General features: G+C 36.9%; 20 protein-coding genes. 8 read left to right on the top strand and 12 right to left on the bottom strand.

Annotated elements, in window-relative coordinates:
* Positions 1 to 88 precede the first annotated feature (88 nt).
* Positions 89 to 2,644, top strand: coding sequence for a TonB-dependent receptor domain-containing protein (locus tag H560_RS0101880; protein ID WP_027378473.1), 2,556 nt, complete (start codon positions 89 to 91; stop codon positions 2,642 to 2,644).
* Positions 2,645 to 2,689: 45 nt separating this feature from the next.
* Here H560_RS0101880 and H560_RS0101875 read toward each other — a convergent pair whose 3' ends face one another.
* The 5 genes from H560_RS0101875 to H560_RS0101855 are packed head-to-tail and all read right to left on the bottom strand — an operon-like array spanning position 2,690 to position 6,538.
* Entirely contained in the window at positions 2,690 to 3,142 is a 453-nt protein-coding gene (locus H560_RS0101875) for an adenylyltransferase/cytidyltransferase family protein (protein ID WP_027378472.1), read from the bottom strand.
* A 9-nt stretch (positions 3,143 to 3,151) separates the two neighbouring features.
* A complete protein-coding gene (locus H560_RS0101870; protein ID WP_027378471.1) occupies positions 3,152 to 3,916 on the bottom strand; it encodes a methyltransferase domain-containing protein in 765 nt (254 codons plus the stop codon).
* An 11-nt stretch (positions 3,917 to 3,927) separates the two neighbouring features.
* The gene (gene galE, locus H560_RS0101865) at positions 3,928 to 4,950 is read right to left on the bottom strand and encodes a UDP-glucose 4-epimerase GalE (protein ID WP_027378470.1); all 1,023 of its coding nucleotides are present in this window, start codon (positions 4,948 to 4,950) and stop codon (positions 3,928 to 3,930) included.
* 18 nt (positions 4,951 to 4,968) lie between these two features.
* A complete protein-coding gene (locus H560_RS0101860) occupies positions 4,969 to 5,409 on the bottom strand; it encodes a hypothetical protein (protein WP_027378469.1) in 441 nt (146 codons plus the stop codon).
* A 4-nt stretch (positions 5,410 to 5,413) separates the two neighbouring features.
* On the bottom strand, positions 5,414 to 6,538 hold the full coding sequence (locus tag H560_RS0101855) for a DegT/DnrJ/EryC1/StrS family aminotransferase (RefSeq protein ID WP_027378468.1): 1,125 nt from the start codon (positions 6,536 to 6,538) through the stop codon (positions 5,414 to 5,416).
* 86 nt (positions 6,539 to 6,624) lie between these two features.
* On the opposite strand from H560_RS0101855, the gene H560_RS0101850 reads away from it, so the two are divergent.
* The gene (locus H560_RS0101850; protein WP_027378467.1) at positions 6,625 to 8,232 is read left to right on the top strand and encodes a S8/S53 family peptidase; all 1,608 of its coding nucleotides are present in this window, start codon (positions 6,625 to 6,627) and stop codon (positions 8,230 to 8,232) included.
* A gap of 31 nt (positions 8,233 to 8,263) precedes the next feature.
* Here the strand turns inward: H560_RS0101850 and H560_RS20935 are convergent, their stop codons facing one another.
* Positions 8,264 to 9,010 (bottom strand): hypothetical protein, encoded by a 747-nt coding sequence (locus tag H560_RS20935; RefSeq protein ID WP_081413903.1) that lies wholly within the window; start codon positions 9,008 to 9,010, stop codon positions 8,264 to 8,266.
* Positions 9,011 to 9,018: 8 nt separating this feature from the next.
* The gene (locus tag H560_RS0101840; protein WP_027378466.1) at positions 9,019 to 11,553 is read right to left on the bottom strand and encodes a phosphoenolpyruvate carboxylase; all 2,535 of its coding nucleotides are present in this window, start codon (positions 11,551 to 11,553) and stop codon (positions 9,019 to 9,021) included.
* 213 nt (positions 11,554 to 11,766) lie between these two features.
* On the opposite strand from H560_RS0101840, the gene H560_RS0101835 reads away from it, so the two are divergent.
* The 5 genes from H560_RS0101835 (at position 11,767) to H560_RS0101815 (ending at position 15,409) form a co-directional block, all read left to right on the top strand.
* Entirely contained in the window at positions 11,767 to 12,171 is a 405-nt protein-coding gene (locus H560_RS0101835) for a hypothetical protein (protein ID WP_027378465.1), read from the top strand.
* A gap of 30 nt (positions 12,172 to 12,201) precedes the next feature.
* Positions 12,202 to 12,765 (top strand): hypothetical protein, encoded by a 564-nt coding sequence (locus H560_RS20930; protein WP_034752096.1) that lies wholly within the window; start codon positions 12,202 to 12,204, stop codon positions 12,763 to 12,765.
* Between the two features lie 99 nt (positions 12,766 to 12,864).
* Positions 12,865 to 14,028 (top strand): iron-containing alcohol dehydrogenase, encoded by a 1,164-nt coding sequence (locus H560_RS0101825; RefSeq protein WP_027378464.1) that lies wholly within the window; start codon positions 12,865 to 12,867, stop codon positions 14,026 to 14,028.
* Between the two features lie 195 nt (positions 14,029 to 14,223).
* Positions 14,224 to 14,685, top strand: a complete 462-nt coding sequence (locus tag H560_RS0101820; protein WP_027378463.1) for a lipocalin-like domain-containing protein — start codon at positions 14,224 to 14,226, stop codon at positions 14,683 to 14,685.
* A 70-nt stretch (positions 14,686 to 14,755) separates the two neighbouring features.
* Entirely contained in the window at positions 14,756 to 15,409 is a 654-nt protein-coding gene (locus tag H560_RS0101815; RefSeq protein ID WP_027378462.1) for a GDSL-type esterase/lipase family protein, read from the top strand.
* A 59-nt stretch (positions 15,410 to 15,468) separates the two neighbouring features.
* On the opposite strand, the gene H560_RS0101810 is transcribed toward H560_RS0101815, so the two are convergent.
* Both H560_RS0101810 and H560_RS0101805 read right to left on the bottom strand, forming a co-directional pair.
* Positions 15,469 to 16,821, bottom strand: coding sequence for a DEAD/DEAH box helicase (locus H560_RS0101810; protein WP_027378461.1), 1,353 nt, complete (start codon positions 16,819 to 16,821; stop codon positions 15,469 to 15,471).
* A 191-nt stretch (positions 16,822 to 17,012) separates the two neighbouring features.
* Entirely contained in the window at positions 17,013 to 18,662 is a 1,650-nt protein-coding gene (locus H560_RS0101805) for an ABC1 kinase family protein (RefSeq protein ID WP_027378460.1), read from the bottom strand.
* Between the two features lie 193 nt (positions 18,663 to 18,855).
* On the opposite strand from H560_RS0101805, the gene H560_RS23155 reads away from it, so the two are divergent.
* Positions 18,856 to 19,011, top strand: a complete 156-nt coding sequence (locus tag H560_RS23155) for a bacteriocin-like protein (protein WP_169725960.1) — start codon at positions 18,856 to 18,858, stop codon at positions 19,009 to 19,011.
* Between the two features lie 34 nt (positions 19,012 to 19,045).
* Here the strand turns inward: H560_RS23155 and H560_RS0101800 are convergent, their stop codons facing one another.
* The 3 genes from H560_RS0101800 to purD all read right to left on the bottom strand — a co-directional run bounded on the left by H560_RS0101800 (position 19,046) and on the right by purD (position 24,039).
* Complete coding sequence (locus tag H560_RS0101800; protein WP_027378459.1) at positions 19,046 to 20,545, bottom strand: carbon-nitrogen hydrolase family protein; 1,500 nt, start codon at positions 20,543 to 20,545, stop codon at positions 19,046 to 19,048.
* A 453-nt stretch (positions 20,546 to 20,998) separates the two neighbouring features.
* A complete protein-coding gene (guaA, locus tag H560_RS0101790) occupies positions 20,999 to 22,528 on the bottom strand; it encodes a glutamine-hydrolyzing GMP synthase (protein ID WP_027378457.1) in 1,530 nt (509 codons plus the stop codon).
* 272 nt (positions 22,529 to 22,800) lie between these two features.
* Positions 22,801 to 24,039, bottom strand: a complete 1,239-nt coding sequence (gene purD, locus H560_RS0101785) for a phosphoribosylamine--glycine ligase (protein WP_027378456.1) — start codon at positions 24,037 to 24,039, stop codon at positions 22,801 to 22,803.
* Positions 24,040 to 24,149 lie beyond the last annotated feature (110 nt).

Below are 24,149 nucleotides of genomic sequence, written 5' to 3'. Positions count from 1 at the left end.
ATCAGCCTTAATATTTTGAAATTAATAAGTTTAACGATTTCGTAATATTAAGATTAAATCTTTTATGATTTTACACAAAAAATACCTTATGAATCAGACGGAAATCTTTAACATTTTTACAAAAAAAACCTTAGGGCTTACTTTTGTAATTTCGGCAGCAGCACTGGCTTTTGCACAGGAAAAGGTAGGTATTTCAGGATCGGTAGTCAATAAAAATAACCAGCCTGTTCCTTATGCTTCGGTTACCTTCAGTAATAAAGCAAATAAATTATACAGCGATGCAGCTCTTACCGATGAAAAAGGACAATACAAAGTAGATCTTGCCCCTGGAAACTATGATATTTCAATTGAGGCAATCGATTACAAAAAAAGTGTTCTGAACAAGCAGATTACAGCTGCAGGAAACATCGGCGCTTTTTCCATTGACCCTGAAGTAAGCGCTACCAATACAAAGACAACTGAAATTCAAGGGGTAACCATTACAGCCCAGTCTACAAAACCTTATAAGGTAGAATTAGATAAAAGAACATACGACCCGTCTCAGGATATCGTAAGTAAAGGAGGAAACCTTCAGGATGTGCTTTCTAATGTGCCTTCGGTTTCTGTAGATACGGATGGTACAGTCTCCATGAGAGGAAGTTCAAACGTTAGATTTTTAATTAACGGAAAACCTTCTGCTCTTCTGGGAATTGATGACGGAGCTAATGCGCTTCAAAGTATTCCTGCAGACCAGATTGAAAGAATTGAGGTGATTACCAACCCTTCTTCAAAATTTGAGGCGAGCGGAACAGCTGGTATTCTAAATATTATTTTAAAGAAAAACAAAAAAACTGGTTTCAACGGTAGTGTTACGGGAACCGTAGGATATCTGCCACAAACCAACCTGAATACCAACCTAAGCTGGAGAAAAGGAAACTTCACATGGTTCCTGAATGGCGGCGGCGGATACAGGGAATCTAAAAATACCAGCAGAAATGATGACTATTTTACAAATGCAATTTTAGATGACGCCCTTGTAAGAAGAAATACAGATTCTGAAAACAAAAGTAAAAATGATAATTACAATGCTTCTGCAGGTATTGTATATGATATTACAGACAAAACTTCCGTAAACGCTTCGGGAACAGTAAGAACATTCGACAGTGAAAATTTCGGTAATATTGATTATAGCTATACTCCTTTGGTGGATCCCTTCTATACATCAAACAGAAGCACTTTCGGAAGAAACAATAACCTTGCTTTTCAGGGTGACTTCGGATTAGACCATAAATTTGACGACAAAGGACAGAATTTGTCATTATCGCTAAGTTTACAGAGAAGCAGATCATACAATGATACCGATATTGATGACACCCGTGACGGGTTGCGAAACATCATTAATCAACATACCATCAACAAAACAGTTATTGGTAAAGCTGATTATGAGTTACCAATTGGTGAAAATTCAAAATTGGAAGCCGGCTACAGACTTGATATCAACAATAACGACTATAGCAACGATGTACAGCAAAGTACAAATTCGGCGCCTGTTTTATCATTTTTACCACTTTATACTTACGATGCTACCTATAAAGAAACTTTTAATGCTTTCTATCTACAGTTTAAAAGTAAAATCGGCAGACTTGGCTATCAGGTGGGATTGAGAGACGAGCTTTCCAATGTCGACATTTTTTACAAAAACTTAGTTGCTAACAAACCAGCAATCAACACTACGAAAAATTACAACAATTTATTCCCAAGTGTTTATTTAAGCTATGAAATTGCTAAAGACAATCAGTTTTTATTAAATTATACAAGAAGAATTGACCGTCCGAGATCATTCTTCATGATTCCGAACCCAAATTATAATGATAACCAGAATATTTTTGACGGTAATATTGATTTGAACCCTTCTTATGTAGATTCATACGAATTTGGATACAGTATTTCCAAGAAGAAATTTACAATTAACCCTACATTATATTACAGACATCAGACTGACGATACGAAGATGCTTGTGTACAATAAATTAGCAGAAGATGAAAATGGAAACATCCTTTTTCCTAAAGTAGTGGAATCCCATACCAAACCGATTAACCTGGGAACTGATGATCGTTTTGGTTTAGATCTAAACTTCAACTGGGATGCTACAAGCTGGCTAAAATTCTTAGGAAATGTAGATGTATTTGGATATAATACAAAAGGAAGTACTGTTTACGATACCTACGATCAAAATCTAAACCCTATACAGGCTGTCGCAAACTTCGAAGGTAAAGGTTTCTCGACAAGAGCAAGACTTACCACTACAGTAAAGGTGGATAAAACTTTAAGCTTCCAGTTTCAAGGATTCTACAGAGGAGGTCAGAAAACAGCTTATCAGGATAGAAAAGATATGTACGCTATCAATTTTGGGGCTTCAAAAACCATCTGGAATGGAAATGCTACCATTTCGTTCAATATCCAGGATATTTTTAATACCAGAGCAATGAGATCTACTACTTATACTGCAAACAGCGTAAGAGACTCTTATATGCAGTGGCAGCCCAGACAGTTTGCGCTTTCTTTCACTTACAGATTCAAGCAGGGAGAGAAAATCGAGCAGCCTAAGAAGAAAAAAGACATTAATGCCAATGATGCAGGCGGCGATGAGCAAGTCCCGATGTAATCAGTCATACATAGAAAAGAAAATCCCGAAAATTTCGGGATTTTTTTATTTTACAGTTTCTGTTCTTTTTATTTTTTCCATTTCGGCTTCATAGATTCTTTTTCTCAGATCACTGGAGGAAAACCTGTGGTCTCTTTTGTTGTAAAAGATCTCAATGCCTTTTTCTTCGCAGTATTTTTTCCCTGTAAAATCTTTGTCCATATAATCATCACCGATGATTCTTACATCTATAACAAATGATTTTAAAATATCTTCCAAGTCCTGCTCCGTATAATAAGGGATAATTTCGTCAACAGCATTTACAGCTTTTAACTGAATGTATCGTTCAACAATAGTCTGTGTTGGTTTATTTTTATTAGGGCGGTCATGAGACGGGTCTATTTGCAGCCCGACAATTAAATAATCGCAAACTGTTTTAGCTTCTTCCAGCATTTTAATATGGCCGGCATGAAGCAGATCAAATGAGGAAAATGTAATGCCTATTCTTTCTGTTTTCATAATGTGTATTTAAAATTTTGCCGAAATAAATGTTCTTTTAAATGGATAAAAGACCGGTGATTCCGGGAATGTAAGTTTTAATTCTTTTTTATAATCTTCTTTAAACTGTTCTTGCAAATCTTCCGGAAGCCTTTCTATGTAAGGAATCATTGCAGTTCCTGAAGCCCATGTGAAAATAGCTTCCGCATCTTCCATAATGTGGGGAAATACTTTTTCAAAAACAGTGATCTCGCTTCCTTTATTATCATATAAAATTTTAGCGTAATCCTCAATCTTCAAAACCGAATATTCCCGTGTCCACAAATTGTATGCTGTTTTATAAGGTTCCGTTTCCGCAACTTTTCTCAGAAGCTGATGCACGATAAATTCATGATTAGAAGGGATCTGAATCGCCAGTTGGCCGCCTTTATTGATCTTACCAATAATCCTGGCAAATAATTCTTTATGGTTATTACACCACTGAATGGCCGCATTGGATATAATAAGGTCAAAAGTATCATTTAAATTCAGTTGATCTTCAATGCTTCTCTGCTGAAAAGTGAGTCGGCTGGTCTGGAAATGTTTTGCTTTTTCAAGCATTTCCGCGGAAGAATCAATCCCTGTTACTTTAGAATCCTGCAGATAATCCAGTAATTTTGATGTCAGTTCTCCTGTTCCGCATCCCAAATCAATTACGGAAAGATTCGGTATAGGTTCCACCAAATCCAGCAAATCGAAAAACGGCGCCGAACGTTCATTTTTAAACTGATCGTATACTTCCGGATTCCAGGCCATAACTTTTCTTTTTAAGCGTTTCTTGATTCTAAATATTTCTGCCACTGCCAAACCGTTCTCAAAGCCTCTTCCAATGAAGTTTCAGATTTCCAGTTCAGCTCTCTTTCAGCTTTATCCGCATTGGCATAAGCAATGGTAATGTCGCCTTCCCTCCTTTCACAGATTTGATAAGGAACTTTCACGTCATTTGCAATTTCAAAAGCTTTTACCACTTCCAAAACAGAAGATCCTTTACCGGTTCCGAGATTGTAAATATCAATCTTCGTTTCTCGGGAAGTGTCTTCCATCAGCCTTTTCAGAGCTGCTACGTGAGCTTTTGCAAGGTCCACCACATAAATATAATCCCGAACTGCCGTTCCGTCTTCCGTATCATAATCATCACCCCAGATATTCAGTTTTTCTCTTATTCCTGCAGCAGTTTGCATAACGTAAGGTACTAAATTATTGGGAATTCCGACCGGCAATTCACCAATTTTTGCTGACGGATGCGCCCCGATTGGGTTAAAATATCTTAATAACGAAATCTTTCGGTGATAAGCTTTGGCAAAATCAATGATGATCTCCTCTCCCATCTGCTTTGTCTTTCCGTAGACACTTTCAGGCTGTTTCAGAGGTGTATTTTCATCGATTGGCATTTTCTCTGCCTGTCCGTAAACCGTGCAGGAAGAGCTGAAGATAAAGTTTGAAATTCCTCTATCTTTAAACTCCTGCAAAATATTGATCAATGAGAAAAGATTATTCTCATAATAATCTACCGGAATTACCTGGCTTTCTCCTACCGCTTTTGAAGCCGCAAAATTGATACACCCTTCAATCTGATGTGCATCAAAAACCTGCGTCAGAAGCTCTCTCCTTTTTAGATCAAAAGGATAAAAAACAGGCTTTTTCCCCGTAATTTCCTCAATATTTTTTAAAATAAACCTTTCCGTATTGGATAAATCATCTACAATAACAACATCAAAATTATTATTTAAAAGCTCTACAACCGTGTGCGAACCTATATATCCAAGACCTCCTGTTACGAGTATTGCCATTTTTAGTAATTGTTATTTTTAATCATTGTGTTTTCCTATGTTTTCTATCTCATTCTTTGCTGGAGTATGTCTAAAATAATTTATTAACAGTGCTGAAGTAATTAGAAAACCTATAAATACCAAGAAAGAATATAAATATACATCCATTCCTTTTTTATAATTATTAAGAAAACTTATTGACCATAATATGCCTATTAAGACAATTGATAAGTTTAAATAAATAAACGTCCTTTTAGATTCTTTAAAAATATTTACAAACGTAAAAATTAACAATATAAAAGTTGCAAAAATTAAAAAATATATTAAAATTTTAAGGCTCTTATAATCTTCTGTTACACCATAATCTTTCAATAAAATACTAATAATAACTGAACCATAATAAATTATCCATCCCAGAACAAAGATAATAGTCAAAAAATAAGCAAACTTATTTTTTAAAATCCTTTCGTCGTGAAGCATATTTTTATTTCATAAACTCCAACACCGCATCCGTAATATATTTCAGCTGCTCATCATCCAGTTCCGTATGCATCGGAAGAGAGATTACCTGATCCAGAAGCTTATCCGTATTCACAAAATCGGCATCATTGCTTTCCTGATAGTAAGCTTTTTGCTTTCTTAGGGCTACCGGATAATAAATCATGGCCGGAATATCTTTTTCAGTAAGAAACTTTTGTAATTCATTACGTTTTCCGTTTAGGATTCTTAATGTATATTGGTGGAAAACATGCGTAGAATATTCTGCTCTTTTTGGGGTTAAAATATTTTCATGTCCTGCAAAAGCCTCGTCATAATAATCTGCCGCTCTTCTTCTTGCTTCATTATAAGTATCCAGATGAGGAAGCTTTTTCCTTAGAACCGCTGCCTGAATGCTATCCAAACGAGAATTTACCCCTACCTCATCATGATAATATCTTTCATACATTCCGTGGTTTACAATTCCTCTCAGGCGGTGTGCCAGTTCATCATTATTGGTAAAAATAGCTCCACCGTCACCATAACAGCCCAAATTTTTAGAAGGAAAGAAAGAAGTTGTGCCTACTGTAGACATTGTTCCGGCACTTTTTACTGTTCCGTCCGAGAAAGTAAATTCTGAACCGATAGCCTGTGCATTATCTTCAATAACGTATAAATTATGCTGCTCTGCAATTTTTAAAATTTCCTCCATATTCGCACATTGTCCGAAAATATGAACAGGGATAATTGCCTTTGTTTTAGGAGTAATAGCTTTTTTAATAGCATCAATAGAGATGGTAAAAGTATCATAATCCACATCTACCAGAACAGATTTAAGTTTCAGCAAATGAATAACTTCCACGGTTGCAGCAAAAGTAAAGTCTGCTGTAATAATTTCATCGCCTTCCTGAAGATCAAGCGCCATTAATGCAATCTGCAGTGCATCTGTACCGTTGGCACATGGAATGACGTGTTTTACTTCCAAATAAGATTCCAATTCATTCTGGAAAGACTTTACCTCAGGGCCGTTTATAAAAGCCGCCGAATCCATTACATTTAAAACTGCATTATCTACTTCATTTTTTATTTTGTAATACTGACTTTGTAAGTCAACCATTTGAATTTTTTTCATAAACAAATATTTCTGTAAAAATAAGGAATTTAAAATCCTATCAAAAATTTTATTGATTTTGTTTTATCTTTATACAAAATAAATACATGAAAAAAATTTTACTCTTTTGTGTTCTAGCAGGTTACTCTTCTGTTTTTGCACAGACTTCGCTGGTTTTTGTTTATTTCAAAGATAAGCCGAATAAAGCAGCATTTTACGCAAATCCCCTGTCTGAACTCTCTCAGAAATCACTGAACCGCCGGACTGCATTAGGAATTCCTCTTAATGATCAGGACGCACCTATTGAGCAGTCTTATATCCAGAATCTGCAGACACTGGGCTTTACGGTAACGGATTATTCCAAATGGCTGAACGGTGCCGCCGTAAATGCCACGCCGGCCCAGATTGCAACAATTCAGGCTCAAAGCTATGTGCAGTCGGTGGAAAGCTTTGCAAAAAATTCTTCTACCATTCCAAAAGCCAGCCAGGTGAATAAGTGGGATGATTTTATAAATTCTACCAATAAAACGCTGACGGTTTTTGATTACGGATCAGGATCTGCGCAGATTGACCAAGTGAACCTTCGCCCGCTTCACCTTGCGGGATATACGGGAACGGGTGTCACTATTGCCGTGATTGATACCGGATTTCCAACGGTGGATACAGGTTCTGCTTTTTCAAGACTATGGACCAACAGCCACATAAAGGGAGGCTTTGATTTTGTAACCAAAACAGCCAATATTTATGATCCTACCTTAAACAATCACGGTTCCGTAGTTTTGGGAGCAATCGGAGGATATATTCAGAATACCTTTGTAGGATCTGCCCCGGATGCAGATTTTTATTTATATCGAAGTGAAAATGCCACCGTAGAAATTCCAGAAGAGGAATTATACTGGATAGAAGCCGCCGAAGAAGCCGAAAGAAAGGGTGTAGACCTCATCACCACTTCTCTGGGATATGCTGTTTTTGACGACCCGAAATATAATTACACTTATGCCAATATGAACGGAACTACTTCCTTCATTGCAAGAGCCGCTGAAATTGCCGTTAATAAAGGTATTTTTGTTACCATTGCAGCCGGAAACTCCGGGGTACAGCCCTGGCATTATATTATGACCCCGGCAGATAATGCTAAAGTTTTCACTATCGGATCAGTAGATGCTGCGGGTGCTTCATCCAACTTTTCTTCATACGGACCCAATTCTGCGGGAGTTGTAAAGCCCGATGGCAGTACAAGGGGTACTTTAACTACCACCGTAATGAATAATTCTACTACAACAGTGAGCGGAACTTCCATTGCAACGCCTGTTGCAGCGGGCGGAATTGCCTGTCTTATCCAGGCTTTTAATACCATGAGCCGTGACCAGATGAGAAACAGGCTGAGGGAAACAGCATCGCTCTATCCTTCCCATACCGACCAGATGGGTTTTGGAATCCTGAACTTCGGAAAGTTTTATAACAATGTCCTGAGCACTTCTGACCTTGTGAAAAAAGAACAGCTGGTCATTTTCCCGAATCCCGTTAAAAACATTCTGAATATCGCTTCTGAACACGACGTTCTTTCTATGGAGATTTATGATAATTTAGGAAGATTAATAACAAAAGTAAAGAACCAGAAATCGGTAAAAGTTGAAGATTTTGCGAAGGGAGTTTATTACCTGAAAGCACAGACAAAAAATAAAATCTATTACGAAAAATTCATCAAAGAATAATTGAAAAAGCCTCTCAAATTGAGAGGCTTTTTTATGAAGCTTCAAGTTCATCAAAATCTTTGATTTCAGAAAGTAGAATGGGCTTGTGTACAGGAATTTTGCTCCAGTTTTCCATGAAAACTTCATCACCGCCTTCTGCATCAGTGTTTGTATTCACTTTTTCCTGTTTTTTACCAGTCAAAAAGTTAATACTTGTTTCACGGTTGACCACCGGCCCGGAATTGTCACTTGAATCATATCCAATTAACTGAAAATCAGAATTAATATATTTAAAAGTATAAGCCCAGTAGCCATATCTTCCGTGGGCATAATGCACAAAAAGCTTATTTTTGTCAATGGAAACATCCAGCTCCGGTGCAAAATAAACGCCGCCGTCTTCATTTTCGGAAGAAAAGCAAGCTTTATTTTCAACAATTAATTCATAATCATCGTTTTTTGTTTTAAACAAAATAACAATTCCCCGCCGGTTCCTGTCGAGCTTTCCTCTGTTTTCATCAGTTATTATTTTATCTTTTTCTGTTGCTTTGATGATAAGGATACAGTCCTTGAGCCCGTCATTATTCAAATCCCCCTGGATTTCTTTAAAAAGAACAAAACCTTTCGGTAAAAAATCTGCAGGTTTTCTGTGAACACTTTCTACATGATCCTGTACGGCTTTTGCAACAGACATTGCTTCATGCTTGGCTTCAGGGGTAGGATCCGGCTTAGATTCTTTTTTACAGCTGACGGGCAATGCAAGTGCAGACACGAAAGACAGTAAACATAAAAAATTCTTCATAATTTAATTTAAGCTGAATTTCTACTTGCATTAATATTTCCGAACAGTGATCTTGTCACCAGCTTTTCATACGCTTCCTTATTTCCTTCGCCCTTCTGGATTTTCATTAAAGCATATTGCTGAATGCTCAGTAACGGAAGCACTATTCTCTCACGGATCTTCACGGATTTTCTGGATAACGGGTCTTCTTCCTGAAGCATTTTAAACCCTGTAAGCTCCAGCATAATATCCTTTGAAAGCTGGTATTCATCAAATAAGACCGTCCAGAACTCCCCGAATTTCGGATTATTTTTAATATAATACGTTAACGGGAAGTATGATTTATTCATGCTCATCATAGAATTGAGAACCAATGTTTTAAAGAAATCTGATCCTTTGTACAATTCTCTTACTTCATCAAACCTGCCTTCCTCCTTCATTTTCTGCATCGCAAATCCGAAACCGAAGAAACCCGGAACGTTCTGCTTCAGCTGTGACCATGATCCCACAAAAGGGATTGCCCTCAGATCCTCAAATTTCAGTTCGTTTCCGCTTCCTCTTTTTGAAGGACGGCTTCCGATATTCGTTTTTCCGTAATATTCCAGCGTACTCATTTCCTGAAGATAAGGTACAAACATTGGATGTGCTTTCAGGTCAGAATATTTTTTATAGCTGATTTCGGCAAGCTCCATGATTAAAGCTCTTTCTTTTTCAGTAAGATCTTTTTTAACATTTTTAAAAACATCATTTTCCACACCGGCGGTCAGAAGCTGTTCAAAGTTATATTTTGCCTGTTCCTTATTCCCAAATATGCTGGTAATCGTCTGCCCCTGAATGGTTAATTCAATTTTATTATTGGCAATTGTTTTTCCTTGTGAAGCATAAAAATCGTGGGTTTTTCCACCACCTCTTGCCGGCGGCCCGCCCCTTCCGTCGAAGAAAACAACTTTAATCCCGTTCTGCTCTGAAAGTTGGGTTAAAACTTCTTTAGCCTTATAAATTTCCCAGTTGGCTTTCAGATATCCGCCGTCTTTGGTTCCGTCTGAGAATCCAAGCATGATTGTCTGCTGGTTTCCTCTTCTTTCGAGATGTTTTTTGTAAACCGGGTTTCTGTATAAATCCTGCATTACATTTTCTGCATTGGCAAGGCCTTCCATCGTTTCAAACAGTGGAACAATATCCATATTGATTTCCGCATCCTGATAACCGCAGATTTTGAAAAATGCATATACATTCATCACATCTTTCACCGCATCAGAATTTGAAATAATGTAACGGTTCATTCCTCTGGATCCGTTCAGCTGCTGGATTTCCGCGACCTGGGAAACTGTAAGTAATGTGTCTTTCACGATATCTTCAAAATCGGCCGGATTTATTGTATCCGAATTTTGAATTAATGTATTAAACTTTTCTTCATAATCCGCTTCAGTATTTCCATTTAATCTTGCGAAAACCGTATCAATCACCTGCTGATGGATTCTGCTGTCCTGGCGAACATCCAATGTTGCAAAATGGGTCCCGAAAATCTTTACCCTATCTTTAAACTCAATCAGTAAGTCCAGGAATAATGAATTGTGCTGTTCCACCAAAATTTTTTCCGCTTCTTCAAGCCTGCTGATGATGTCATCGGCCGTCAGTTTTTCACTTCTGAAAATAGCTGCGTATAATTCATTGCTAAGCTTCGTTAAAACCTCTGAAACACCTCTGAAGCTCAATCTTCTTCTTACCGATTTTAAATTGTTGTAATATGCCTTTAAAATTGCAGAATGAAGCTCTTCCGCCACTCGTTTTGTAACATCGGCCGTCACAAAAGGATTTCCGTCACGATCGCCGCCCGGCCAGAAGCCAAGCTGGATAATATCTTCATGAAGATGAAAATAATCGCTCCCGAATTTGGATTTTATCTTGGTAAAAAGCTCACCGATGGTATCGTAATAAACGTACCGTAAATAGTAAATAATGCTCATCGCCTCATCTATCGGGGTTGGCTTTTCTTTGTTGACAAACGGGGTTTTTCCCAACTGTTGCAGCAGCATATCAATATTGGTGATAGAATCTGTAGTAATCGCATTTCTGAGATCATGCAAAATCCTCTGTACTGAGTTGGGATAAAATTGTGTAGGGTGTGCTGTGAAAACCACTTTTACGGTAAAATCTTTCAATTTTTCACGAACTTTCTCCAATTTGTGATCTTGGAGCGAACGTTCAAAAAGGTGGGCAACGGTACCGCTGTCATTCCCGGAATGCAGATCCGGAAAAGCTGCATCTTCAATACTATCAAACAAAACTACCTGTTTTTCAATATATTGAATAATCTTAAAAAGCAATTCAAGCTTTTGTTCTTCGGTTTCTAAACTGGTGTGATTTTTAAAAAACTCTTCGACAATTTCTTCGGGTGTTTTTCCGGCTTCATAACCGGTCTTGCTTTCTTCACATAAAAACGGAAGCAGCATCCCGATATTCGTCATTTTATCATAAGGCAGACTCATAAATAATGAGTTGTAGATCTGGAATTTATTCTCCACGATCTGCCTGAATTTTTCTGCGCGTTGGTCGTGTATCATATAACAAATGTAGGGGATTTTGTTTTTAACAAAAACTAATTTTAATTTTTATCAGAAGTTTTTAATCTTTCGTATTAACTTATTATTAGCAATGAAAAACCTGAAATAATATAGATTACTTGTAAAGTTATTAATATTGTATTTATTCTTTATAATTTTTGACCACAAAAGTTTAATTATTATCTTTACAATAACAATCTAATCCATATCCAAATGAAAAAAATATTACTATTCCTCTTACCTGTTTTATTTTTCACAGCTTGCGGTGATGATTGTTATAACGCACCCCAGCCGATTGTTTTTGAATTCGTTGATGCTGGTGGCGAAAACCTGCTGACAAACGGAACGCTGACTACCTATTCAATCAAGGATGAAAACAATGCCAACATACAGTTAACCAAAACTTCTGACGACAAAATAATCCTTGAAAATGTAGGCGCTTACGACGGGACTAAAAATTATACTTTTTATTCCAATGTTAAAGTTTTTGATTTCTCCATTCAGTCCTCAGAATTTAATGCCGGATGTGATGGCTTTCAGATTAATAAACTCACTTTCACAGGCGTAAACATAAACGTAACCGACGAAAATGGATATTATAAAATTGTATTGGAATAAATTTTGACCTTACATTTGCAAAAAAACAGCATGAAATTTTTCTTTCCGACTTTCTTGTTAGTATCCGGGTTGGTATTCGGCCAGAAAACCATTCCGGGCGACTTCAAAAAAATCCCGGAAATTCTGGATAATACCGAGCTGCTCTACCCTTTCATCATTCCTGATAAAAAATATGATTACTGGTCGGTCCTTCGTAACAATCCGGATCCTGATAAAGCCATCATTTACGAAAGTCAGGCTCCTAAAAATATGACCATCAATGATCCGGCACCTGAAAAAGGATTTTTCCAAAAATGCCTGGAAGAAAACTGCTTTTCATACCTTATTGCCTGTGAAAACGGTAAATCAAGATACTTTTCTAATGAACAGCAGTTGAGAAATTTTATAGGATATGTTGACAATCTGCCTGAAGCCATTTTAATTGCAAATACCCATGGATACGCTGTTGACACTAACAATCAGCTGAGCAGTTCCTATAAAATTGATGATAAAAACGTTTCATTATATCTTTCCAAAACAAATTATAATCCTGCGAATAAGGAATTTTTCTTTGTTGTCATTAACAGGAAAACCGGGAAATTACAAGCTAAATAATATTGTTTTAATAAAAATCAATTATAGTAATTTTAAAATTTTATTAACTGAATTTTCGTTCGGCAATGCGTAAATTTGGCTTAAAATAAATTTAAGAACATGCTTAATTTCGAGTTTAAAAATCCAACAAAAATACTTTTCGGGAAAGGTGAAATCGCAAAAATCTCCAAAGAAATCCCTCAGGATGCTAAAGTTTTAATGATTTACGGTGGCGGAAGCATCAAAAACAACGGTGTTTACGACCAGGTAAAGGAAGCTTTAAAAAATCATGATGTATATGAATTCGGCGGAATTCCTGCCAATCCGGAATATGAAGTTCTAATCAAAGCTTTAGATATAATCAAAGAAAAAGGCATTACGCTTCTCCTTGCTGTAGGAGGCGGTTCCGTAATTGATGGAACAAAATTCCTTTCCGCAGCGGCCAATTACGATGGCGAGCCCTGGGAAATCCTTAAAAAGCCTGTAAGAACTTTCGAAGGTGAAGGAATGCCTTTCGGAAGCGTTTTAACGTTACCGGCAACAGGCTCAGAAATGAATTCAGGATATGTGATTTCAAGAAGAGAAACCAATGAAAAGCTGTCAACCGGCGGCCCGGGACTTTTCCCGCAGTTCTCAGTTCTGGATCCTGAAGTGGTAAGGTCTATCCCCAAAAGACAAATCGTAAACGGATTAACAGACGCTTATACCCATGTTCTGGAACAATATATGACGGCACCTTCTTCCGCTGACCTTCAGGAAAGAATAGCAGAAAGCATCCTGATCAGCTTACAGGAAACGGCTCCGAAAGTCCTGGCAGATGAATTTGATTATGATGCAGCCGGAAACTTCATGTGGTGCTGTACAATGGCTTTAAACGGATTGATTCAGAAGGGAGTAATCACAGACTGGGCAGTTCATGCGATGGGACACGAATTAACAGCCTATTTCGGTATAGACCATGCAAGAACCTTAGCGATTATCGCTCCGTCACATTACCGCTATAATTTTGAATCAAAAAAAGGAAAGCTGGCTCAGTATGCAGAAAGAGTCTGGGGAATTAAAGAAGGTTCCACAGAAGAAAAAGCTGAAGCAGGAATTAAAAAATTAGAAGAGTTTTTTCACAGCCTGGAAATCCAGACAAAGCTTTCAGAATACACTGAAGATTATAAAGGCACCGCAGAAAAAGTGGAAAAAGCCTTTACAGAAAGAAACTGGCTGGGCTTGGGAGAATATAAAAAGCTGACTCCGCAGGATGCTTATAAAATCGTAGAGATGAGTTATTAAGAGGATGGAAGCTGGAGGCTGGAAGTTTTATTTTCGTTATGTTAAAATACAACATCATAGTAGTAAACTTCCCGCTTCCTGCATCCATCTTCTAGCTCAGTTGCCTTTTTTACAAACATTCGTTTAAAAAACCGTAATTTCATTACTGATATTTCAAATTTATTTATATTTTAGCATATTCTTAAATCAGTGAAAATGAAAAAACAACTACTTTTATTTGCCTTTTCAGCGTTAGCGCTTACTTCTTGTGAAGATGACAACATCCAAGCCTATGAAATGGACATGATGAAGGGTGATTGGAAAACCAGCAAAATAGAAGTGATCTCAGGAAAGGATGACAAAACAGTAATTTCCACATACACTCCTACAGGTTGCTCTGCAAAAGACAATACGTATTTTAATACAGACTATTCCACTTCTTATACAGCTTACACCGGAGTTGGGGCTGATTGCCAGGAAGATGAGAAAAGCGAAGGTACTTATACTTACAATACCGATACTAAAGATCTTGTGATCAATTACAAGAATGACAGCTCAAGACCTTATAAAGTAGTAGTGCTTACAAGCACCGAAATGAGACTGAAACAAATGTATGACAATATAGATCAGGATGGAGATCTGGTGATAGACTACACTTACATCTCTTATAAAAGATAAAAACAAACTCCCGAACTTCCGGGAGTTTTTTATGGAACAGAATTTAATATTAAACAAAAATTATTAAACAATGAAGAAGATACTATCAGCATTTCTACTGCTGTCTTTTGCACTTTTCTTTTCACAGGAAAACAAACCGATGTTCTGGCAGGACATTCAGAATTTCAAAAAAGCAGATCAGGAAACAGCGCCCCCCAAAAATGCTATTTTATTGATTGGAAGCTCATCTTTCACAAAGTGGACGGATGTAGCCAGTTATTTCCCGGAAAAAACCATCATCAACAGAGGTTTTGGAGGTTCTAGGCTTACAGATCTTAATTTTTATGCCAAAGATCTTTTAAATTACCAGCCTAAGCAGATTATTATCTACTGCGGCGAAAATGATTTTGCTGATAATGATAAACTGAAAGCAGAAGTGGTAGTGGACAGATTCAAAACGTTCTATAAAAAAATCCGACAAAAATTCCCGAACATCGAAGTGGATTATATTTCAATCAAATATTCTCCAAGCCGCGAAAAGCTTTGGCCTCAGATTAAAGAAGCCAACAAAATGATCGCAGCATTTATGAAAAAAGAGCCTAATGCAGAATTCATAGACATCACTGAAGTGATGAAAGACGCTAACGGGAATGTAAGAAAAGATCTTTTTCTGGAAGATATGCTTCACATGACTCCCGAAGGCTACCAGCTATGGACTTCTGTGATGAATCCTTATATGAAATAAAAATTGATACTTAATAACTGTGCTGAAAACTAAAACTCCCGAAAAATTCGGGAATTTTTTTATTTCTTTTTCTTAGATTTTGAAATTGCTTTCTGCTGAGCCCTGTTCGCTCCGAATTTCTTTGGTGCTTTTCTTTTTGATGGTCCGCCCCAGTTTTCTTTCTTGTTTTTGTCTTTCTTTTCATGGAATGCTCCTCCACCTTCATTTAGCTTTACAGGTGCCGGATTTTTCATAGCGACATGCTCTTCTTCGGAAGCTATTTTTTTAGGATTAATTTTCACTTCAGCAGGGAAATCGATGAATTTTAAATCCTTATCCATTAACAGTTCAATGTCAAGAATTAGCGGTTCTTCTTTCTTCGTTACAAAAGTAATAGCCTTTCCGTCCTTGTCTGCCCTACCCGTTCTACCAATCCTGTGAATATACTGCTCCGGAATATCCGGTGTTTCAAAATTAATGACATGTGTAATATCAGAAATATCCAGACCTCTCGCCATAACATCCGTTGTAATCAGGCCTCTGATCTCTTCATTTTCAAAGCTTTTCATTGCTTTAAGCCTGTAATTCTGGGATTTATTAGAGTGAATCACATCAAACTGTCCCGGAAAAAGCTCATCAATTTTTGTAAACAATAAGTCAGCATTCTTTTTATTATTATTGAAAATCAGCACTTTGGACATATCCGTTCCAGTTTTCAATAAATATTCAAGTAAATTAATTTTAGTATTAAAATTTTCTACTTTATAAGCGGTTTGTTCTATTTTTTCAAGTGGAGTTCCTGATTTTGCTAAAGAGATTTCAACCGGGCTTGCAAAATACTGGTCCAGCATTTCATCCACGGCTTCCGTCATTGTGGCAGAGAAAAGAATATTCTGTCTCTTTTCTTTCATCATTTCAAAAATGTGGGTAAGCTGTGGCCTGAAACCAAGATTCAGCATTTCATCAAATTCATCAATGATTAGTTTTTGTACCTCTTTCAGGGAAATAGCGTTATCAATTGCAAGATCCATCACTCTTCCCGGAGTTCCCACAAGGATATCGCAGCCGTTGTTAAATAAAAGCTTTTGGGTATTAATGTTTTTTCCACCGTAAATTCCGATTACTCTTGCTGTAATATTTTCCGTTAATTTTTCAAGAATTTCTGTTACCTGAACCACTAGTTCCCTTGTAGGAACCAGCACCAAGACCGTTGGATTTCCATTTTTATTGTATTTCCACGTTTTAAGAACAGGTAAAAGATAGGCTAATGTTTTACCGGTTCCCGTCTGGGCAATTCCCATTACATCACGGCCGGAAAGGATCGGCTTCAGGCTTTTTTCCTGAATAGGTGTAGGTTCAAATAGCTCCAGATCCGCCAAAACATCAAGAATTTTAACCGGAAGGTCAAAATCTGCAAAAGTGAGTTTCTCCATTCTGCAAAGATAGGTAAATAATTTTTTTAAATTTTGGAGGAAAGATTGAAGATGGGTGATGGAAGTTTTTATATTTGAAAATAAGATGCTTCGACTCCGCTCAGCATGACATCGCTACAAATTTATCGTTAAATGAAACAATTAATACTAGAGTTGTCATGCTGAGCGGAGTCGAAGCATCTCAAATATATTTACTTCCTGGTAATTCTCAGCAAAATAATGATAATTAATAAAATAGAAAATATAAAACCAAGCACGGCCACCAAAGACATTTCCCCTATTCTCGGGCCCGATTCTGAAACGAAAACAATGGCTGTTGCGATAATATTAGCACCTAAAATCATCGCTAAAATTAAATTAACGATGCTGGATTTTATCAGTTGGTTTGTCTTTTCAATATTCTTTATTTCGCTGGAAACAGTGAATTTATTTTCGTCTAATTTTTGAAGTACGGAACGTAATTCTTTCGGTATTTCATCTACATTATCCGTGAAATTCATCATACGGTCCATTCCCGTTTTTAAAATATTCTTCGGACTAATTTTTCTGGTGAATATTTTCTTTGTGTACGGATGAAGACTTTTTACAATATCAAGATCCGGGTTAATGCTTCTTCCAACGCCTTCTATCAGTGTAATTCCTTTAAACAAAAGATAAAAATAATCCGGCATATAGAGTCGGTTATCTTTCAAAACATCCTTCATTTTATTGATAATCACCTGCGCATTGATTTCCTTTAAAGAAGAATTATGTACAAAATTCAGAATATCTTCCACATCATTTTCAAACCTCCTCTCATCGGGAATCTGATAGCTGACCGCCATTTTTTTAAGGTATCTTACAATTTTATGCGGGTTTTTAGCAACAAAACTTATGATTAAGTTTTCAAGAACTTCCTTATCATTAGGCGGAATTTTTCCTACTGCTCCAAAATCAATGAAAACAATTTTTCCATCTTTTTTAACTAAAATATTTCCGGCATGAGGGTCAGCATGAAAAAATCCAAAATCTAAAATCTGCGAAACGAAAAGCCTCAAACCAACCTCAGAAACATGTACAGGATCAATATTATTTGCTTTTAAAGCTGAAATATCCGTTACTTTGATTCCATCAATAAATTCCATGCAAAGAACAGTATTGTTAGAAAATTCTTCATGAACTATAGGAACATACGTTTCTTTATGATTTTTAAAATTTCTTCTGAACTGGAGAATATTTTCCTTTTCATTAATTAAAGAAAGCTCTTCCAGCAAAGATTTTTCAAAAGTGGAAATGGCCTGCTTAAGATTCAGCTTTTCACCTATTTCCGAGTAAGAAGAAACCAGTTTTTCAAGATCTTTTATCAGCAATAAATCATCTTCTATAACAGATTGTACATCAGGCTTTTTTATTTTTAGAATAACTTCCGAGCCGTCAATTAAAACAGCTTTATACACCTGGGCTATGGAAGCCGTAGCCAGCGGAACTTTCTGGATATCAATGAAATGATCTTTAATGGAGATATCAAATTCATTTTCAAGAATTTCTTCAACGTTCATTTCGACAACATCCACCTTATCCTGAAGCTTCTGCAGCTCCTGAACCAATTCGGGCGGAAGAAGGTCTTCCCTGTTGCTGAAAGTCTGCCCCAGCTTTACAAAAGTAGGTCCCAATTCTTCCAAAACCAGACGGATTCTTTCGTAAACGGTTCCTTTTGAAATAATTTCATCAGAATTGTCAGGAATTTCTACCTGTCTGTTTCCCGTATTCATCCTTGCCAGCATGTCTTTAAAACCGTATTTACTTAATACGGAAATCAATCTGGCTGATCTTTTCAGTTTTCTTTGCTGCTTGTCAAACATATCTTGAAATGTAGTTGCAAATTACTCCAAAAATTATTCCTATTGAGTATAATTATTTTTCTTTTCGTTTCCTGTGTCGTAAATGATAACTAAAAAATTCTTTAAAATGTAGTTATTATTTACGACTGAATTAAAAATATTTTTAACTTTATAAGAAACAAATCATTAAAACTAAACTCAAAAAAATATTATTATGAGAAAATTATCAAAACTTTCAAGAGAACAATTAAAAACAATCGCAGGAAACGGATTAATTAAAGACTGCTCAAACAAATGCTGCCCGGATGATGGCAGACCAAGATGCCCGGGACTAATCTGTACAACAGTTATTTGTCCGAAATTCCTGTAAAAAACAAAAAAAGAATGCAATTTGCATTCTTTTTCTATTTCAAATAGGTTTCATATAAATCTCTCCGACGGTCCTTCATCACCTGAACAGAGCCGTGGTGGTGAAGATCTTTCAGTAAATTTAGATCCACATCCACAATTAATGTCATTTCTGTGTTTGGTGTTGCTTCACCTTTAACAGCGTTCGAAGGAAAGGCAAAATCTGAAGGCGTAAAAACCGCGGCCTGCCCAAACTGGATATCCATATTATTGACCCCAGGAAGATTTCCGACACAACCTGCAATCGCCACATAACATTCATTTTCAATAGCTCTAGCGGCCGCGCAATGACGAACACGCATGTAAGCATTCTGAGTATCTGTGAGGTAAGGTACAAATAGAATTTTCATCCCCTGATCTGCCAAAATTCTCGGAAGTTCCGGGAATTCAACATCATAGCAGATTACCAGGCCTATTTTTCCGCAGTCGGTATCGAATACCCTGATCTCATTTCCGCCCTTCATGCCATAATATTTTTTCTCATTGGGCGTGATATGGATTTTCCTATATTCATCGACTCTTCCGTCTCTGTGAAGAAGGTAGCTCACATTATATAAATCATTATTTTCAAAAACCGGCATGCTTCCTGAAATGATATTTACATTGTAGCTGATCGCAAGATCGGAAATTTTCATCTTAATTTCGTCCGTTAATTTTGCTAATTCTATCATACTGTCCCTCTCTGAAAGCTTATTGAACGGAGCCAGCAGCGGTGTATTAAATAATTCCGGAAACAGCACAAAATCAGCCTTATAGTCACCCATTACATCCACAAAAAATTCTACCTGCTCGTAGAAAGCATCGATATCCTTGAAGTGCCTCATCTGCCACTGCACCAGACCCAAACGAATAATGCTGTCCTGCATGGTGTTGGGTTTTTTGCTGTAATAAATATTGTTCCACTGCAATAAAACAGCATTTTCTTTCGAAGATTCGTCTTCAGGAAGATATTTTTTTAAAACCCTGATTGGTAAAAAGTTATTGGATAACTGAAAGGATAGAACAGGATCATAAATTTCTTTGTCACGTACTCTCCGAATGTATTCTCTTGGTGATAATTCGCTGTGTTTATGGTAATTTGGGATTCTGCCACCCAGAATAATTGATTTTAAATTCAATAATTCACACAATTCTTTTCTTGCATCGTATAATCTTCTGCCCAACCTCAATTCCCGGAACTCCGGATCTACAAAAACTTCAATTCCATACAAAACATCTCCCGTTGACGAGTGGGTATTAAAAGTATAATTTCCAGTGATATCGCTGTACGTATGATCGTCTCCAAATTCGTTATAATTCACTATAATAGAAAGTGCCACCGCAGCCAATTTCCCGTCTACAGTGATACAGATCTGGCCTTTTGGGAATATTCTTGTCAGTTTTTCGATGCTTCTTTTTGACCATATTGATTCTGACATTTGCGGATAAGCCCGTTTCATTGTAACTACCAATTCATCATAATCCTGAACCGTCAGCGGTCTCGTCTCTATTTGCATTTGATGTAATTTTACCTAAATTTAGGGAAAATAAATTGATAAAAAGTTTTCAAGAACTTTAATTATTCTGAAAAACTAACTGAATATCTCCTTTAATCATAATTCTTTTTAACGCAAAGCACACAAAGATTTTTTTACTACTAACTGATTTTAAGGTTCGCAAAGGCGTTCTACTCAGCAAAGTTCACAAAGGTTTTTAATTAAAGATCCTTGTCGAGGTTTAAAACCTTGACAAGATTAACGAGAAGATTTTCTAGGCCATACTAATATTGAAATGAAAGCCTTCCACCCTAGCCCAGATTGCAGCGGCATCCTTTTTTGTTGCGGCCGGAGCAAAGCGGAGGCCGTAACAAAAAAGATATAGCGGAAAGCTGGAAAAAGCTCCAAATAAAAAATTTGTGAACAAAAATCCCGCCCAAAGGCAGGATTTATATGTAAAATTCAAGTCAAAAATTATTCCCACTCGATGGTTGCCGGCGGTTTGCTTGAAATATCGTATGCTACTCTGTTGATTCCTCTTACTTCATTGATGATTCTGCTGGAAACAGTATCCAAAAATTCGTAAGGAAGTCTGCTCCAGGTTGCTGTCATGAAATCGATGGTGTTTGCAGAACGAACTACAGCAGTGTATTCATAAGTTCTTTCATCACCCATAACTCCTACAGATTTTACAGGAAGAAGCACCACGAAAGCCTGAGAAACTTTTTCATACAGATCATTTTTATACAATTCTTCAATGAAAATATCGTCAGCTTCCTGCAAAATTCTTACTTTTTCGGCATCAACAGCTCCTAAAATTCTGATTCCCAAACCAGGACCAGGGAAAGGATGTCTGTGAACCAAATGATGAGGAATTCCCAATTCTTCACCTACTTTTCTTACTTCATCCTTAAATAATTCTCTTAAAGGCTCAAGCAGTTCAAACTCCATTTCTTCCGGAAGGCCGCCCACATTGTGGTGAGACTTGATTACCGCAGAAGGTCCGTTTACCGACTGGCTTTCAATTACATCCGGGTAAATTGTTCCTTGCGCTAAGAATTTTGCCCCTTCAATTTTATGAGATTCTTCATCAAAAACATGAATGAACTCGTTACCGATGATTTTTCTTTTGGCTTCAGGATCATCAACTCCGGCTAATTTTGACAAAAATCTCTCGGAAGCATCAACCAGCTTAATGTTCATATGGAAATGTTCTCCATAATTGTCCATTACTTTTTTGCCTTCATCTTTTCTCAACAGACCTGTGTCTACGAAGATACAAGTCAGCTGATCACCGATTGCTCTATGAATTAAAACCGCTGCTACAGAAGAATCCACTCCTCCTGAAAGTCCAAGGATCACTTTCTGATCTCCTACTTTTTCACGGATTTCTGAGATTGTTTTTTCAATATAATTAGTCAGTTTCCAGTTTTTCTCAGCATTACAGATTCCGAAAACAAAATTCTCAAGCATTTTCCCACCTTCTTCAGTATGAGAAACTTCCGGATGAAATTGTACGCAATAGATTTTTTTATCTTCATTTGACATTGAAGCGATTACGCCGGATTGTGCATTTAATTCAAAACCTGGAGGCAATTGTCCCACCTCATCAAAGTGGCTCATCCATACAATAGAATTATTAGTCACCCCTTTTAATAAAGAAGATTCTTTTACGATTTCCAGATGCGCTTTTCCGTACTCCCCTTTTACGCCTTTATGAACTTTTCCGCCTAAAAGATGTGCTGTCAATTGCATTCCGTAGCAAATTCCCAGTACAGGAATTCCCTGTTCATATAGTTCTTTTTCAACCAGGTGAGCATTTTCTGCGTTTACAGAGCTTGGTCCTCCGGAAAGGATAATGCCTTTCGGCTGCTTTTCTAAGATTGTTTCTAATGGTGTATTGAAAGGTAAAATTTCAGAATATACGCCCATCTCGCGGATTCTTCTTCCGATAAGCTGGTTATACTGTGATCCGAAATCTAATATGATAATACCGTTGTTCATTATTATAATTGATAAATGATGATTGATAAATGATGAATGTGATTGATTAATATTCAATTACATTATTTTCAGTTCTCCGGGTTACAACCGAAGCTATTGTTGTTTCGCCCTTTCAGGGCTCAATCTAACTTTTTTAAATTTTGGCTAAAGCCAAATTGATTCTTTTCTAATTAATTGGGCTAAAGCCCGATCCTATTGATGTAGCCTTTTCAATGATAAATTCTTTACAAAAAAAGACCTGGATTGCTCCAAATCTTTTTTCGTGATTTATTTTAAAACTTTCCGATGTCTTCTCTGTAGAAGCCGTAATCGAAATGTACATGACTTGCGTCTTCGTAAACTTTCTTGCGGGCATCTTCGTAAGTAGCTCCCGTAGCCACGATGTTTAGAACTCTACCACCGTTGGAAACTACTTTGTCGCCTTTTCTTACAGCACCTGCATATAAAAGTTTGCTGTGCTTCATTTTATCTTCCCCCACGATTTCGAAACCGGTTTCAATGTTTCTCGGATACCCTCCGGAACACATTACAAGACAAACCGCTTTTTCGTCTTTAAACTTAAGCTCAATGTCTTTCCCTTCCATACAGTCGTTGATGACGTCTAACAGATTGTTTTCCATTAAAGCCATTAGCACCTGAGTTTCAGGATCCCCGAATCTCATGTTGTATTCAAGAAGGTAAGTTCCGTTTTTAGTCACCATTAATCCGAAGAAAATGATTCCTTTAAAGCTGAAACCTTCCCCTTTAAGACCTGCAATTGTTGGTTCAAGGATATTTTTCTCGAAATCTGCCTGATGTTCTGCTGTAAATTCCGGGCTTGGTGCCACTGAACCCATACCTCCTGTATTTGGTCCTGTATCACCGTTTCCTGCTTTTTTATAATCTTTGGCAGCAATACACGGGAATAGTTTTTCACCGTTTGAAAAAGCGATAATTGAAGCCTCAAAACCTTCTAAATATTCTTCGATAACTAAACGAATTCCGGCATCCCCATAGATTCTTCTGATCATGAAATCATGGATCGTAGCTTCAGCTTCTTCCAAAGTATCGCAGATAACAACACCTTTTCCTCCAGCCAGACCGCTAGCCTTGATTACTAAAGGATAAGCCTGTGTCTGAACATATTCCTTAGCTTCGTTATATGAATCAAATACCACAGCTTTTGCCGTTTTGATATCATAGGTCTGCATGAATTTCTTAGAGAAAGCCTTACTTCCTTCCAGGCTTGCAACTTTTTGATTCGGACCAAAAACTTTAAGGTCGTGCTTCTTGAACTCGTCCTTCAAACCTGCTACAAGCGGTGCTTCAGGACCTACAATCGTAAGATCTACCTTTTCTTTGATAGCAAAATCTCTAAGTTCTTTAATCTCTGATAAATGAACATTTTTTCCTATTACATCAGTGGTAGCGTTTCCGTTGGCGAAAAACATTTTAGTAACTCTGGAGTCATTCTGAAGTTTTGCAGCCAAGGCAGACTCTCTTCCACCTTCACCTATGATTAATATTCTCATAATTTATTTAATTATCTAGTCTAATTTTACAAATATATAATTTAAAATTAAAAATTGAGATATTAAGGAATTAAGAAATTACCATACAGCAATCTCTTAATCTCTAAATG

The sequence above is a fragment of the Chryseobacterium daeguense DSM 19388 genome, assembly GCF_000430825.1.
In the GTDB taxonomy this organism is placed as follows: Bacteria; Bacteroidota; Bacteroidia; order Flavobacteriales; family Weeksellaceae; genus Chryseobacterium; species Chryseobacterium daeguense.
The sequence above is the reverse complement of the archived record's forward strand: the minus strand, read 5'-3'. Positions and strand labels throughout refer to the sequence as shown.

Excerpts from the sequence above, each read along its gene's own strand:
- H560_RS0101880 (WP_027378473.1), top strand. The coding sequence starts at position 89 with ATGAATCAGACGGAAATCTTTAACATTTTTACAAAAAAAACCTTAGGG.
- H560_RS0101875 (WP_027378472.1), bottom strand. The coding sequence starts at position 3,142 with ATGAAAACAGAAAGAATAGGCATTACATTTTCCTCATTTGATCTGCTT.
- H560_RS0101870 (WP_027378471.1), bottom strand. The coding sequence starts at position 3,916 with ATGGCCTGGAATCCGGAAGTATACGATCAGTTTAAAAATGAACGTTCG.
- galE (WP_027378470.1), bottom strand. The coding sequence starts at position 4,950 with ATGGCAATACTCGTAACAGGAGGTCTTGGATATATAGGTTCGCACACG.
- H560_RS0101860 (WP_027378469.1), bottom strand. The coding sequence starts at position 5,409 with ATGCTTCACGACGAAAGGATTTTAAAAAATAAGTTTGCTTATTTTTTG.
- H560_RS0101855 (WP_027378468.1), bottom strand. The coding sequence starts at position 6,538 with ATGAAAAAAATTCAAATGGTTGACTTACAAAGTCAGTATTACAAAATA.
- H560_RS0101850 (WP_027378467.1), top strand. The coding sequence starts at position 6,625 with ATGAAAAAAATTTTACTCTTTTGTGTTCTAGCAGGTTACTCTTCTGTT.
- H560_RS20935 (WP_081413903.1), bottom strand. The coding sequence starts at position 9,010 with ATGAAGAATTTTTTATGTTTACTGTCTTTCGTGTCTGCACTTGCATTG.
- H560_RS0101840 (WP_027378466.1), bottom strand. The coding sequence starts at position 11,553 with ATGATACACGACCAACGCGCAGAAAAATTCAGGCAGATCGTGGAGAAT.
- H560_RS0101835 (WP_027378465.1), top strand. The coding sequence starts at position 11,767 with ATGAAAAAAATATTACTATTCCTCTTACCTGTTTTATTTTTCACAGCT.
- H560_RS20930 (WP_034752096.1), top strand. The coding sequence starts at position 12,202 with ATGAAATTTTTCTTTCCGACTTTCTTGTTAGTATCCGGGTTGGTATTC.
- H560_RS0101825 (WP_027378464.1), top strand. The coding sequence starts at position 12,865 with ATGCTTAATTTCGAGTTTAAAAATCCAACAAAAATACTTTTCGGGAAA.
- H560_RS0101820 (WP_027378463.1), top strand. The coding sequence starts at position 14,224 with ATGAAAAAACAACTACTTTTATTTGCCTTTTCAGCGTTAGCGCTTACT.
- H560_RS0101815 (WP_027378462.1), top strand. The coding sequence starts at position 14,756 with ATGAAGAAGATACTATCAGCATTTCTACTGCTGTCTTTTGCACTTTTC.
- H560_RS0101810 (WP_027378461.1), bottom strand. The coding sequence starts at position 16,821 with ATGGAGAAACTCACTTTTGCAGATTTTGACCTTCCGGTTAAAATTCTT.
- H560_RS0101805 (WP_027378460.1), bottom strand. The coding sequence starts at position 18,662 with ATGTTTGACAAGCAGCAAAGAAAACTGAAAAGATCAGCCAGATTGATT.
- H560_RS23155 (WP_169725960.1), top strand. The coding sequence starts at position 18,856 with ATGAGAAAATTATCAAAACTTTCAAGAGAACAATTAAAAACAATCGCA.
- H560_RS0101800 (WP_027378459.1), bottom strand. The coding sequence starts at position 20,545 with ATGCAAATAGAGACGAGACCGCTGACGGTTCAGGATTATGATGAATTG.
- guaA (WP_027378457.1), bottom strand. The coding sequence starts at position 22,528 with ATGAACAACGGTATTATCATATTAGATTTCGGATCACAGTATAACCAG.
- purD (WP_027378456.1), bottom strand. The coding sequence starts at position 24,039 with ATGAGAATATTAATCATAGGTGAAGGTGGAAGAGAGTCTGCCTTGGCT.